This is a genomic window from Streptomyces sp. SD15, assembly GCF_054462255.1.
The window spans coordinates 131,689-144,356 of record NZ_JBTLMO010000004.1 but is presented as its reverse complement, the minus strand read 5'-3'; the positions used below and the strand labels follow the sequence as shown (position 1 = coordinate 144,356).

General features: G+C 68.7%; 10 protein-coding genes, 1 tRNA gene and 3 pseudogenes. 12 read left to right on the top strand and 2 right to left on the bottom strand.

Features of this window, described 5'->3' with window-relative positions; genetic code table 11:
• Positions 1-144: 144 nt before the first annotated feature.
• Positions 145-558 (bottom strand): annotated as a pseudogene (locus tag ACX28W_RS05690) (DUF3631 domain-containing protein); the annotation flags it as partial.
• A gap of 2 nt (positions 559-560) precedes the next feature.
• Here ACX28W_RS05690 and ACX28W_RS05685 point away from each other — a divergent pair.
• From ACX28W_RS05685 to ACX28W_RS05670, 4 genes and pseudogenes are all read left to right on the top strand, one after another.
• Positions 561-995 (top strand): annotated as a pseudogene (locus ACX28W_RS05685) (UTRA domain-containing protein); the annotation flags it as partial.
• A pseudogene (locus tag ACX28W_RS05680) lies at positions 992-1,658 on the top strand (YdcF family protein). The pseudogenes ACX28W_RS05685 and ACX28W_RS05680, both read left to right, overlap by 4 nt.
• Before the next feature lie 977 nt (positions 1,659-2,635).
• Positions 2,636-2,717, top strand: a tRNA-OTHER gene (locus tag ACX28W_RS05675).
• 193 nt (positions 2,718-2,910) lie between these two features.
• Entirely contained in the window at positions 2,911-3,120 is a 210-nt protein-coding gene (locus tag ACX28W_RS05670; RefSeq protein ID WP_458997634.1) for a hypothetical protein, read from the top strand.
• Between the two features lie 80 nt (positions 3,121-3,200).
• Here the strand turns inward: ACX28W_RS05670 and ACX28W_RS05665 are convergent, their stop codons facing one another.
• Positions 3,201-4,112 carry a bifunctional DNA primase/polymerase gene (locus tag ACX28W_RS05665; protein WP_458997633.1) on the bottom strand — a complete coding sequence of 304 codons (912 nt, stop codon included), beginning with the start codon at positions 4,110-4,112 and terminating at the stop codon, positions 3,201-3,203.
• Between the two features lie 414 nt (positions 4,113-4,526).
• On the opposite strand from ACX28W_RS05665, the gene ACX28W_RS05660 reads away from it, so the two are divergent.
• From ACX28W_RS05660 to ACX28W_RS05625, 8 genes are all read left to right on the top strand, one after another.
• Positions 4,527-4,832 (top strand): hypothetical protein, encoded by a 306-nt coding sequence (locus ACX28W_RS05660; RefSeq protein WP_458997632.1) that lies wholly within the window; start codon positions 4,527-4,529, stop codon positions 4,830-4,832.
• A 251-nt stretch (positions 4,833-5,083) separates the two neighbouring features.
• Positions 5,084-6,262, top strand: a complete 1,179-nt coding sequence (locus ACX28W_RS05655; protein WP_458997631.1) for an acyl-CoA dehydrogenase family protein — start codon at positions 5,084-5,086, stop codon at positions 6,260-6,262.
• Positions 6,263-6,285: 23 nt separating this feature from the next.
• Positions 6,286-7,194 (top strand): bifunctional MaoC family dehydratase N-terminal/OB-fold nucleic acid binding domain-containing protein, encoded by a 909-nt coding sequence (locus ACX28W_RS05650; RefSeq protein WP_458997765.1) that lies wholly within the window; start codon positions 6,286-6,288, stop codon positions 7,192-7,194.
• Between the two features lies 1 nt (position 7,195).
• Complete coding sequence (locus ACX28W_RS05645; protein WP_458997630.1) at positions 7,196-8,362, top strand: acyl-CoA dehydrogenase family protein; 1,167 nt, start codon at positions 7,196-7,198, stop codon at positions 8,360-8,362.
• Positions 8,349-8,771, top strand: coding sequence for a MaoC family dehydratase (locus tag ACX28W_RS05640; protein ID WP_458997764.1), 423 nt, complete (start codon positions 8,349-8,351; stop codon positions 8,769-8,771). The genes ACX28W_RS05645 and ACX28W_RS05640 overlap by 14 nt, the downstream gene beginning before the upstream one ends.
• Positions 8,768-9,931 (top strand): lipid-transfer protein, encoded by a 1,164-nt coding sequence (locus ACX28W_RS05635; protein WP_458997629.1) that lies wholly within the window; start codon positions 8,768-8,770, stop codon positions 9,929-9,931. The genes ACX28W_RS05640 and ACX28W_RS05635 overlap by 4 nt, the downstream gene beginning before the upstream one ends.
• Positions 9,932-10,148: 217 nt before the next feature.
• Complete coding sequence (locus ACX28W_RS05630; protein WP_458997628.1) at positions 10,149-10,703, top strand: SigE family RNA polymerase sigma factor; 555 nt, start codon at positions 10,149-10,151, stop codon at positions 10,701-10,703.
• A gap of 165 nt (positions 10,704-10,868) precedes the next feature.
• The gene (locus tag ACX28W_RS05625) at positions 10,869-12,545 is read left to right on the top strand and encodes a long-chain fatty acid--CoA ligase (RefSeq protein WP_458997627.1); all 1,677 of its coding nucleotides are present in this window, start codon (positions 10,869-10,871) and stop codon (positions 12,543-12,545) included.
• The last annotated feature ends 123 nt before the right edge of the window (positions 12,546-12,668 follow it).

Here is a 12,668-nt window from a genome sequence, read left to right as displayed (position 1 = left end):
TGTCTGGCCGTTCGGCCCTTCCAGGAAGTCCGCTACCGCCGCTACTGCGCAGGTCAGGGGCCTGTTTGAGGTAGCGGGAAGGGGCAGCGGTAGCGGCGGGGTAGCGGGTCGCGGTGGCGGTTGCCGCTACCCCGTTGTCGCAGGTCAGACCATGTTTTCGGTGCCGGGTAGCGGAGGTAGCGGACTTTCCGGGGGTGGGGGGCAGTAGCGGGCCCATGCGTCCCAGAGATCGGCGGCGTAGTAGCCCTTGAGGACGCTCCCGGCGGTCTTGATGTTGCGGGAGCCGATGGGCTCGTTGTCGGCCGTCATGTACTCCGCGAGCATCTTCGACAGGCGCCGGTTGTCGAGCGGCTTGCCGTGCAGATCGGCCCACGGGGCGTCGTCCAGGGCGTTGAGCCGGTCCAGGATGGCGACGGTGGGCAGGCGATCGATGCCGACCATGACGTGATCGCGCAGATCAGTCAGTAGCCGGACACCCAAGCTGCCCTTGTCGTTGGCCTTGGAAGCGGTCACCAGCGCCACGCATGCCGCGCGCGCCCGCTCGGGCCACTCCCCGCCAGGCCATCGTGGCGAAAGCGCACGGCTTGCATGAGGGTGCCGACGTCTATGCACGTGCGCGTGTGGTCAAGGAAGGTTCGCAACCAACCCATACTCTGACCAGCTACTACCGTCCCGAGCACGTGGAAGGGACACGCATCGTCGACCCCACGCCGGGCCCAGCCGGGCGAGGCGGCGGTTTCCGCGTCCTGTACGACGCCGGATACGAGATCGACCACATGCGGGAGACGCTGTTTGCGCGCGTCCCCACGGCTGAGGAAACCCAGCTCCTCCAACTCTCGCCCGACGAGTGGGTGGTGGAACTCCACCGCACTACCTTCACCGCAGACGGGACCGTGGTGGAATTCGCGATCGGGGTTCATGCTGCAATGCGCTTTGCATGGACCTACGACTTCGAGGTTCCCGACTCAGCGAAAGCGGAGGGCGAGAGCAAGTGATCTCAGCGCAGGCATGGGCCGACGCTCAACGGCTCTGGGACTTCCAGCAGATGGGCCATGAGGTGCGCCCATGCTCTGTCGCGATCGGGCTCGGCAGCCACGATCTCGGGGTGGCGGACACGACCGCTGATCTCTACCACCGCGGCATGGTGCCGCTGATCGTGTTCACCGGAGCGACCAGCCTTACGACGCGTGACCGCATGCCGCAGGGGGAGGCTGAGCACTAACCGCGAGCGAGCGGTGGAGCTGGGAGTTTCCGGAGAAGCGATCCTCGTCGAGCCGCACGCCCGGAACACGGGAGAGAACATCCGCTTCTCTCGCGCACTGCTAGAAGCACGGCGCGTCCCCGTCTCGTCGGTCCTATTGGTCAGCAAACCGTACGAGGAACGCCGGGCCTACGCCACGGCGCGCAAACTGTGGCCCGAAGTTGAGTGGCTGAGCACGTCCACTCCCATGGCAATGATTGAGTATGTCGACTCCATCCAGGACGCGCGCCTCGTGATCGACATGTTGGTCGGCGCTCAGCAGCGGCTCATGGTCTACCCCAAGCAGGGGTTCATGATTGAGCAGCGCATCCCCGACGACGTGGCCGCCGCGTACGAGCGTCTGCGCGACGCGGGCTTCACGAGTCGGCTTGTGCCGGACGCAGCCGAGCGGAACTGAGGGCCCGAGTGGGCGCTGTGAAGCGCGCCATGAACGAAGGGGAGGCCGGGAAGGCTGGCCGCGCCAGCACCCGCACGGAAGCGTTCGCAGTCGAAGTCTCGGCGGTGCCGACCGGGCGTGTAGATGACAACCGTGACGTAAGAAAGGCCGGTTGAGGACACGCGCACAGGCCAGCAAGCCTGTCAGCACCGGGGAATCTGTGCACTGCGCTCGCAGATCACTCAAGATGCACCCAAAAGAGTGAAGTGCCATGCTGAGCATCAGGACCCGGTAGGGAGAGGCAGGAATCTCCAATAAACCGTCTGCACGCTATGGCTATCGCAATGGCATACGCGGAAGTGATTGGTCAGGCCGCACGACTTTCATCTGACAGCAGAGGCGCTCCAGTTCGGGAGTCAGGGCCCTGCGTACATGTCGCACCACGATGATGCTGCCCGGTCACGGTCTTCTCAAGTCAGTGCACCGTTCGAGTACGCGGGATGGAGAGTCCCGAAATCCCACGACAGGGAGTACGAAGCATGGCAAGTATTCTCAAGCGTCCTCGCGTGATCACCGTTGCCTCGGCTGTTCTAGTTGCAGTGGCAGGGAGCATCATGCTGCCAACTGCGGCGGGGGCGGTCCCGGAGCTGCCCTCAGTGTCGGTCACGTGCAAATCTGGGTTCGTGTGGCGTGAGGCTGCCCCCAGCGACCTCGTCTGTGTCACCCCCGGTACTCGCGCCCAGGTCAAGGATGACAACGCTCACGCAGCAGAGCGCCGGATCAGCGCCACCGACCCCACGTGCAAATCTGGGTTCGTGTGGCGTGAGGCTCAACCCAGCGACCTCGTCTGTGTCACCCCCGGTACTCGAGCCCAGGCCAAGGACGACAACGCTCACGCCGCAGAGCGCGTACAGCCCTGAACTGCACCCGACCTCGCGGCCATCCTGCGGCCAGGATGAGCCCCCTTGACTACCCAGTGACCCCAAGGTGCTGGCCAGGGGTAACTTCGAGGCTCAGTGGCGACCGGTCTTGAAAACCGTCGTGGCAGCGATGTCACCGTGGGTTCAAATCCCACACCCACCGCAGCAGGTTTGACGGCCCCTGACCAGGTCAATCGGTCAGGGGCCGTCGTGTTGCGCGGTGCCTGCGGGTGTCCGTTGGGCGCCGCGGTTTCCCGCTCGATCGGGCACGGTTGGGGCACGGCCTCCTGTCGAGTGGTCCGCGGCAGCGAATTCGCTTGCAGACGAGGTACCGATCGACTTCGATCACGGTCATGACCGATGGTGGCGCAGTCGACGTCGCTGATGACCAGATCCTCGCCAAGCAGATCATCCGCGGCATCGAGACGCTCCGTGAGCATCTCGGTTGCTCGCTCCATGAGGCCCTGGACGTTTTTGTTGCCCGGTATGAGGTGCTGCGGGTGGACCGCCCGAATGACTTCGCATGCGGTCATGACGAGTACTGGCTTGGCTTCTACTCCTGAGAACGCACCGGCCGCTGATGAGGACCGCAGCGACCATCTCGAGGCGAACTACGGGTGCGAAGGCTGGGGTCGACGCCCTGTCATCCGCCCGTCTCTCGCCCCGTCATCCGCGCGGCCGACGCGATCGTCGCGCGGGCCTCGCGTTCGCTGAGGCCCGCGCTCCGGGCCGCGGCGACCAGAGGGTCTACGAGGTCCGGGCCGATGCCGTTCTCGTAGGCGCGGCAAGCGGCCCAGAAGAGGCGGGTGTTGCGCTGGCCCTCGTGGGCGGCGAGCACGAACTGGACGAGTCCCTGGCCGTGTTGGCCGGTCGCAGGGGGCGTGCGGTGGTGCGTACGGGGCGGAGGCGTGAGCAGGCGCAGAAGTGCGCGCGGGCAGGGCGCGGGCGGCAGTTGCGCGGTGCCCGGAGCCGTGCGGTACACGCCGTGGTCGGTGCGTGAGCCGGGGCCGACCAGGTAGCCGCCGGCGCCGCGGATGTCGATGCCGGGGGCGAGGCGGCCGGCCGAGTTGGGGACGACCACGTCCGGCGGTCCACTGAGCCAGAGGTGGCGGCCGCCGCTGGGGGTCAGGACGACTACGGTCTCCGGGATCGTGAACAGGTGGCGCAGGGCCAGCTCGCGCAGGGCAGTCGAGGAGTCCGTGCCCGATTTGGTGTCGAGGTCGACGCCGATGAGGTGGTGCGGTTCGAGCCCGCAGGCGATGCCGTAGCCGGTGGCCCAGGGAGCGGCGGCGAAGAGCTCGCGGATGCGGCGGGGGTCGGTCGAGGCGTCGTAAACGCCGTGTCCGAACCGGCCGCATTCACCGTGGCAGGCGGGTGTCGTGGGGTGGTCGGGGCCGTCGCGGTGAGGGGCGTCGTGGTGAGGGGCGGCGCGGTGGGGGGAACGCAGGGCTGGGAGCTTCGTCCGGGACAGCGGGATCACCGCGAGGCCGCGCTCGGCGGCGGACAGGGCGTGGGCCAGGGCCACGGTCGTGGCCTGCCGGTCGGTGGTGGCCATGCCTTTATTTTCGTACGAGTGTTCGAAAAAAGGAAGGGTGCGCCTGGCACGTGGGCGCTCACCGGGGCCCCGGGGGATATTGGCCGAAAATGTGGCGGAACGCTTCACCCCTTGCGGCGCCTGGGATTGAGTCGCCCGGCCCAGGCTGAGCTGGGGTTTTGCTGTCACGAAGGGTGTTTATCGACAAGTCCTCACGCTTGAGGGGGAATCAGAGCTTCCGGGGTGGTTCGCCGGGGATTCGATGGGCAAGTCTGGACTCGCGACGTCGTGAACAACGCTGAGGCGGTCGGCCAACTGCCTTGGAACAAGCCGTACTTCCCGGTGCGCACGGGTGCGTGCGTCTAGCTCGTGCAACTGGCTCGTACATCTGGCTCGTACATCTGGTTCTGTACACCTGGTTCTGGAGGAATTCACATGGCAAGCATCCGTACTGCCCGTGTTCTCGCCGCTGTCTCGGCCCTGCCCCTCGCCGCCGCCCTCTTCACGGGTGTCGCGGCGGCAGACAACGGCGCCTTCGCGGACAACGGATCGAACGCAGGCGTGGCAACCGTCAGCGGCAGCGGGGTCGGACACGACAACAGCGGCAACTCCTCCACCACGCAGCAGCAGGCGGTCGGCTCCGGCGCCTCGAACCAGAGCAACACGGCTCAGGTGAACCGCTCCGCGTTCACGGCCATCGACCAGTCGAACACCGTCGTCAACTTCACCGACCTCTGGTGAGTCGGAGGTCGATGCGCCCTTATCGGGCTCCTCGGCCGTGAAACACCGTGTGGGGTGTGCTTTCTGGGGTGTAACGCGTCTGCGCGGCGGTACTTCGGTGCCGTCGCGCAGACGTTTTTTCGGGTGCCGTGCGAGTGCCGCCTTCTGCCGTGCGTCTCCTGCGCACGGGTGTCCGGTGACCTTGACAGTCCCCATTGTCTGACGGACAGTCAGAAACCCTTGTTCGTACGAGGTCCGGGAGGGCCGCCGCCGTGCACCTCGCCCCCACCGAGCGCCAGCAACGGCTGCGCGCCGAGCTGCGTGCGTACTTCCGGGACCTGATGCCCGAGGGGCCTCCGTCCGCCGACGACCCCGGGCGGCGGCGTGCCCTGCTGCGCCGCATCGGCGCCGACGGGATGCTCGGGCTCGGCTGGCCCGTCGCGTACGGCGGGCAAGGGCGCGGCGCGGACGAGCAGTTCGTGTTCTTCGACGAGGCGTACCGGGCCGGTGTGCCGGTTTCGATGGTCACGCTGAACACCGTCGGGCCGACCCTCATGGAGTACGGGAGCCCGGAGCAGAAGGAGTACTTCCTGCCGCGCATCCTGAGCGGGGACCTCGTCTTCGCGATCGGGTACTCGGAGCCCTCGGCGGGGACGGACCTCGCCTCGCTGCGGACGCGTGCGGTGCCGGAGGGCGCGGAGCCGGAGGGTGAGTACTGGCTGATCGACGGGCAGAAGATCTTCACCTCCAACGCCCAGAACGCCGACTGGATCTGGCTGGCCTGCCGCACCGACGCCGACGCGCCCAAGCACCGGGGCATCTCGATCATCCTCGTGCCCACGGACGCGCCCGGGTTCTCCTGGACGCCGATCGAGACGGTGGGCGGGCTGACCACCACGGCCACGTATTACGACGGCGTCCGTGTCCCCGCCACGCATCTCGTCGGGGAGGAGAACGGCGGCTGGGGTCTCATCACCCACCAGCTCAACCATGAGCGGGTCGCGCTTGCCGCGATCGGGATGCAGGCGGAGGACTTCTACGCGGCCGCGCTGGAGGCGGCGCTCACCCCCGATCCGGTGACGGGTCGGCGTCGGGTTGACGAGCCGTGGGTGCGCTCGAGGCTGGCCGAGGTGCATGCCCGGCTGGCGGCATCACGCCTGCTCAACTGGCGTTTGGTGGGGGATGTCGGGGCCGGTCGGCCGGCCCCGGGCGACGCGAGCGGCGTGAAAGTGGTGGGAACCGAATCGGCGGTCGCGGTGTACCGAATGTGTCAGGAAATTGTGGGAGCGGATGCGCTGGTGCGCTCCGGTTCGCCGGGGATGTTCGGGGACGGCGAGCTGGAGCGGATGAACAGGGCGGCGCAGATCAACACGTTCGGGGGCGGGGTGAGCGAGGTGCAGCGGGAGATCGTGGCGACCATGCGGCTCGGGATGATGAGGGGGCGGCGGTGAGCGACGTGAGTGACGAGTGGGGGATGCGTCTCAAGGCGTACGAGGGGCGCGCGGCCGCCGTCGCGGGCATGGGCAAGGACCCGGTCAACGAGCCGATGATCCGGCACTGGTGCGAGGCGATGGGCGACACCAATCCGGCGTATGAGGGACCCGACGCCGTGGCGCCGCCCACCATGCTCCAGGTGTGGACGATGGGCGGCCTCTCCGGGCACGTCGCCCGTTCGGACGCGTACGAGGAGCTGCTCGGGCTGCTCGACGACGCCGGGTACACCTCCGTGGTCGCCACCGACTGCGAGCAGGAGTATCTGCGGCCGCTGCGGCCCGGTGACGAGATCACCTTCGACGCCGTGATCGAGTCGGTCTCCGAGCGCAAGACGACCAAGCTGGGCACGGGGCACTTCGTCACGACGCGGATGGACGTACGAGCGGGAGGGGAGCCTGCGGGCACCCATCGGTTCCGGATCCTCAAATACGCGCCGACGCGGAGGAAGCCGACCGTCAGGCGCCCCCGCCCAGTGGTCAATCGGGACAACGCGGGTTTCTGGGAGGGCGTCGGGCGGCATCAGCTGCTGATCCAGCGATGCGGCGCCTGCGGGGCCCTGCGGTTTCCCTGGCTGCCGGGGTGCGCCGCGTGCGGCTGCCTGGAGTGGGACACGGTCGAGGCGAGCGGCGACGGGACCGTCTACTCGTACGTGGTCATGCATCATCCGCCCTTCCCGGCCTTCTCCCCTCCCTACGCGGTCGCTCTGATCGAGCTCGCCGAGGGCGTGCGGATCGTGAGCAACGTGATCGGGGTGCCGTACGACAAGGTGCGGATCGGGATGCCCGTGCGACTCCAATTCGAGCGGTGTGACGAGGAGTTGGTGCTGCCGGTCTTCCGGGGCGGTGACTCACGTGACCTCGGTGGACGTGCGGAAGGTGGTGAGTGCTGACATGGACTTCACGCCCACCGAGGAGCAGACGGCCGCCCGTGATCTGGCCGCGCGGATCTTCGGCGACCTCTCCACGCACGAGCGGCTCGCCGCGGCGGGGACCGGCAGTGACGTCGAGTTGTGGAAGGCGCTGTGTGCGGCCGGGCTGGTGTCGGCCGTGCAGGACACCGGGCTTCTCGGTCTGGTGCTCCTCCTGGAGGAGCAGGGGCGGACCACGGCCCAGGTTCCGTTCGCGGCGAGCTGTGTGTACGGGCTGCTGGCGGTGGCCGCCCACGGTTCACCGGAGCAGCGGGAGCGGCTGCTGCCCGGGATCGGGGACGGGACGGTGGTGGTGTGCGGGGCGGTGTTCGAGCCGGGCGCGGTGCGGGCCGGAGAGGTACGGAGGGGAGCGCCGGGGCGGTTGAGTGGAACTGTCCCCGTGGTGCCGTGGTTGCGGGACGCCACCCACGTGCTCGTCGCGGACGACCGGCGTCGACTGTGGCTGGCGCGGACCGCGGATGCACGGTGCGCGCCGGTGGAGCTGACGGCGCCCTGGTCGGCAGGTCGGCTGACCCTCGACGGGACACCGGCTGAGCCGCTGGGTGGGGACGGCGGCGCGCATCACGACGGCGATGACGGCGCGTATGGCGAAGGCACGTATGGCGACGGTGCGTGGGACGACGACACGTGGGACGACGGCACGTATGACGACGTGCTCGCCACCGCCCGTACCGCCTTCGCGGGGCTGCAGGCCGGAGTGTGCGCGGGGTCGCTGGCCAGAGCCGTGGAGCACACCAATACACGCGAGCAGTTCGGGCGCCCGCTCGCCGCCAAGCAAGCGGTCCAGCTTCGGGCAGCCGACGCGTACATGGACACCGAGGCGATACGGGTGACGGCGTACGAGGCCGCATGGCGGCGCGACGAGGGGCTCGCGTACGCGACGCACGCCCTGACCGCCGCATGGTGGGCGTCCGAGGCGGGGCAGCGGGTCGTGCACACGGGCCAGCATCTGCACGGCGGGACGGGGGCCGACCTGGAGCACCCCGTGCATCGGCACTTCCTGTGGGGAAGACAGCTGGACGCGTATCTGGGGTGTGGGAGTGAAGTCTTGCAGGAGTTGGGTCAGTTGATCGTGAGTGGAGAGAGCGCGGAGAGGGGGAGTCGTGACGGCGGACCTGAGGATCGGTGACCGGCTGCCACCGCTGGAGATCGAGATCACCCGCACGCTGATCGTCGCCGGGGCCATCGCATCGCGCGACTATCAGGACGTGCACCACGACGCGGAGCTGGCGAGGGAGAAGGGTTCGCCGGACATCTTCATGAACATCCTGACGACCAATGGGCTGGTCGGGCGGTACGTCACCGATCACTTCGGCCCGAGCGCGACTCTCCGCAAGGTGGCCATACGCCTCGGGGCGCCCAACTACCCCGGCGACACCATGGTCTTGACCGGCACGGTCGAGGAGTTCGGCGGCGACACCGTCACGGTGAAGGTCGTCGGGGCGAACGGCATCGGCAAGCACGTCACCGGCGCGGTGACCGTGACGGTCACGGCCGGCGCCCCGGTCCCCTCCTCCCCGGCGGGAGCCGTGTCGTGAGCGTACGGACGAGGGACGGCCTTGGCGGAAGGGCGGCGATCGTCGGGATCGGCGCCACCGAGTTCTCCAAGGACTCCGGGCGCAGTGAGCTGCGGCTCGCCGTGGAGGCGGTGCGGGCGGCGCTCGACGACGCCGGGCTGGCGCCGGCCGATGTGGACGGGATGGTCACGTTCACGATGGACACCAGCCCGGAGATCACCGTCGCCCAGGCAGCCGGGATCGGAGAGCTGTCCTTCTTCTCGCGGGTCCACTACGGAGGCGGGGCGGCCTGCGCGACCGTGCAGCAGGCGGCGCTCGCGGTGGTGACGGGGGTGGCCGAGGTCGTGGTCTGCTACCGCGCGTTCAATGAGCGGTCGGGACGGAGGTTCGGTGCCGGGGTGCAGCAGCGGGAGCCGTCGGCGGAAGGGGTGGCGTTGGGGTGGTCCCTGCCGTTCGGGCTGCTCACGCCTGCCTCCTGGGTGGCGATGGCGGCCCAGCGGTATCTGCACAGGTACGGACTGACGCCCGAGGCGTTCGGCCATGTCGCCGTGGTGGATCGGAAGTACGCGGCGACGAATCCGGCGGCGTACTTCCACGGCAGACCGATCACGCTCGCCGAGCACGCGGCCTCGCGGTGGATCGTGGAGCCGCTGCGGCTGCTGGACTGCTGCCAGGAGACGGACGGAGGCCAGGCGCTGGTGGTCACCTCCCTGGAGCGTGCCCGTGATCTGCCGAACCCGCCCGCGGTGATCACGGCGGCCGCCCAGGGCGCGGGCCGAGCGCAGGAACAGATGACGAGCTTCTACCGGGACGATCTGACCGGGCTGCCGGAGATGGGGGTGGTGGCGCGGCAGCTGTGGCGGACCTCAGGGCTGGCCCCTACGGACATCGACGTGGGGATCCTGTACGACCACTTCACGCCGTTCGTGCTGTCGCAGCTGGAGGAGTTCGGGTTCTGCGAGCCGGGGGAGGCCGCGGACTTCGTCGCCGCGGAGCGGCTGCCGCTGAACACGCACGGAGGGCAGCTCGGGGAGGCGTATCTGCACGGGATGAACGGGGTGGCGGAGGCGGTAAGACAGTTGCGCGGCACGTCCGTGAACCAGATACCGGGCGCCCGCCGGACCCTGGTCACCGCGGGCACCGGGGTCCCCACGTCGGGGCTGATCCTGGGTACGGAATAAGGGAAGGAACGGGGGAAGGAACGGGGGAAGGAACAGGGGAGGAGTAGGAGGTGTACTACCCCGGTACTCGTCTCTCAGGGATGAACCCTCAGGGTGCAGGCGCCGCTCATCCACCCTCAGGAGGTGGGGTCAACCCCCTTCCTACAACCTGAGGGGGACACGGCTTCGGGACCTGCGGCCGATCCGAAAGAGTAGGGGGCACTCCTAGCGTGGAGCCATGACCACACTCGTCTGCACCAGCGCTGCGAACGTCGCGACGCGGACCCTTCCGTACGCGGCATACCCGTCGTTCTCGTCGTACATGAAGGCCCGTCAGCCGGTGCTGCTGCGTACCGCCCGGTCGCTGACCGCGAACCCGAGCGACGCGGAGGACCTGCTGCAGACCGCGCTGGCCAAGACGTATGTCGCGTGGGAGCGGATCGAGGACCACCGGGCGCTCGACGGCTATGTACGGCGTGCGCTGCTGAACACCCGGACGTCGCAGTGGCGCAAGCGCAAGGTCGACGAGTTCGCGTGCGACGAAATGCCGGAACCGGAGGGGATGCCCGCCGGGGACCCGGCCGAGCAGCAGGCGCTGCACGACGCGATGTGGCGCGCGATCATGAAGCTGCCGGCGCGGCAGCGGGCGATGGTCGTACTGCGGTACTACGAGGACCTGAGCGAGGCGCAGACGGCGGAGGTGCTCGGTGTCTCCATCGGGACGGTCAAGTCAGCGGTGTCGCGGGCGCTGAGCAAGTTGCGCGAGGACCCTGAGCTGGAGCCTGTGCGGTGACCTCTACTCGAGCCTGTGCGGTGACCTCTCCTGGAGCCTGTCGGTGCCCCTGAGCCTTTGTGGTGCCCCCCGGTGGGCCCTGTAACCTGATCGATCGCCCGGAACTAGTGACATACCGAACGGTATGTGCGCAGAATCAGCGCAACCCTTACCGCCTCGTAGGCAATGTCGCCCCGGGAGGACACCGTGCTGAGCACGATGCAGGACGTACCGCTGCTGATTTCGAGGATCCTGACCCACGGGTCGGTCATCCACGGCACATCGCAGGTGATCACCTGGACAGGTGAGGGAGAGCCGCAGCGCCGCTCCTACGCCGAGATCGGGGCCCGGGCGGCCCAGCTGGCGCATGCCCTGCGCGAGGACCTCGGGATCGAGGGCGACGACCGCGTGGCGACGCTGATGTGGAACAACGCCGAGCACGTGGAGGCGTACTACGCGATCCCCTCCATGGGGGCGGTGCTGCACACGCTCAACCTCCGCCTGCCCGCGGAGCAGCTCGTCTTCATCGTCGGCCATGCCGCCGACCGCGTGATCATCGCCAATGGCTCGCTGCTTCCGCTGCTGGCGCCGCTGCTCCCTCATCTGCAGACGGTCGAGCACGTGGTCGTCTCGGGGCCCGGCGACCGGTCGCTGCTCGCCGGAGCGAGCGTGCGGGTGCACGAGTACGAGGAGCTGATCGCGGGCAAGCCGACCACGTACGACTGGCCGGAGCTGGACGAGCGCGCCGCCGCGGCCATGTGTTACACCTCCGGCACGACCGGCGACCCCAAGGGTGTCATCTACTCCCACCGTTCGATCTACCTGCACTCCATGCAGGTCAACATGGCGCAGTCGATGGGGCTCACCGACCAGGACACCTCGCTGGTCGTGGTCCCGCAGTTCCACGTCAACGCCTGGGGCCTGCCGCACGCCACGTTCATGACCGGCATCAACATGCTCATGCCGGACCGTTTCCTCCAGCCCGCGCCGCTCGCCGAGATGATCGAGACCGAGCGGCCGACGCACGCCGCGGCCGTCCCCACCATCTGGCAGGGCCTGCTCGGTGAGCTGCACGCCAAGCCCCGGGACGTCTCCTCCCTCACCCAGGTCACCATCGGCGGCTCGGCCTGCCCGCCCTCGCTCATGGCGGCCTTCGACAAGCTGGGCATGCGGGTCTGCCACGCCTGGGGCATGACGGAGACCTCGCCGCTCGGCACGATCGCCCGGCCGCCGGCCGGTGTCGTGGACCCGGACGAGGAGTTCGCGTACCGCCTCACCCAGGGCCGTTTCCCGGCCGGCGTCGAGGCCCGCCTCACCGGCCCCGGCGGCGAGCGGCTCCCCTGGGACGGCGAGTCCGCGGGCGAGCTGGAGGTGCGCGGCCCGTGGATCGCAGGCGCGTACTACGGCGGCCAGGGCGCCGAAGTCCTCCGTCCCGCCGACAAGTTCAGCGAGGACGGCTGGCTCAAGACCGGCGACGTCGGCACGATCAGCCCCGACGGCTTCCTGACCCTCACCGACCGTGCCAAGGACGTCATCAAGTCCGGCGGCGAGTGGATCTCGTCCGTCGACCTGGAGAACGCCCTCATGTCCCACCCGGAGGTCGCCGAGGCCGCCGTCGTCGCCGTCCCCGACGACAAGTGGGGCGAGCGACCCCTCGCCACCGTCGTCCTCAAGCAGGGCGCCACCGCCGACTTCGCGTCGCTGCGTGCCTTCCTCGCCGAGGAGGCCAAGATCGCCAAGTGGCAGCTTCCCGAGCGCTGGACGATCATCGAGTCGGTCCCGAAGACAAGCGTCGGCAAGTTCGACAAAAAGGTACTGCGCCGGAAGTACGCCGAGGGCGAGCTGGACGTGACGAAGCTCTGACACGGCCCCGTACGCCGGGCGGGGTGCCCGCCCCACGGCTCCCCGCCCGGCGTACGGACAGCGCTCCGGTGTATGGACAGCGCATCGGCGTACGCGCAGCTCATCGACGTATCGAAACCGTCT

Bases quoted from the DNA above. Each gene is read 5' to 3' on its own strand.
- ACX28W_RS05645 (WP_458997630.1), top strand. From the start codon at position 7,196: ATGGACTTCACGCCCACCGAGGAGCAGACGGCCGCCCGTGATCTGGCC.
- ACX28W_RS05625 (WP_458997627.1), top strand. From the start codon at position 10,869: ATGTCGCCCCGGGAGGACACCGTGCTGAGCACGATGCAGGACGTACCG.
- ACX28W_RS05660 (WP_458997632.1), top strand. From the start codon at position 4,527: ATGGCAAGCATCCGTACTGCCCGTGTTCTCGCCGCTGTCTCGGCCCTG.
- ACX28W_RS05630 (WP_458997628.1), top strand. From the start codon at position 10,149: ATGACCACACTCGTCTGCACCAGCGCTGCGAACGTCGCGACGCGGACC.
- ACX28W_RS05670 (WP_458997634.1), top strand. From the start codon at position 2,911: ATGACCGATGGTGGCGCAGTCGACGTCGCTGATGACCAGATCCTCGCC.
- ACX28W_RS05665 (WP_458997633.1), bottom strand. From the start codon at position 4,112: ATGGCCACCACCGACCGGCAGGCCACGACCGTGGCCCTGGCCCACGCC.
- ACX28W_RS05650 (WP_458997765.1), top strand. From the start codon at position 6,286: ATGCGTCTCAAGGCGTACGAGGGGCGCGCGGCCGCCGTCGCGGGCATG.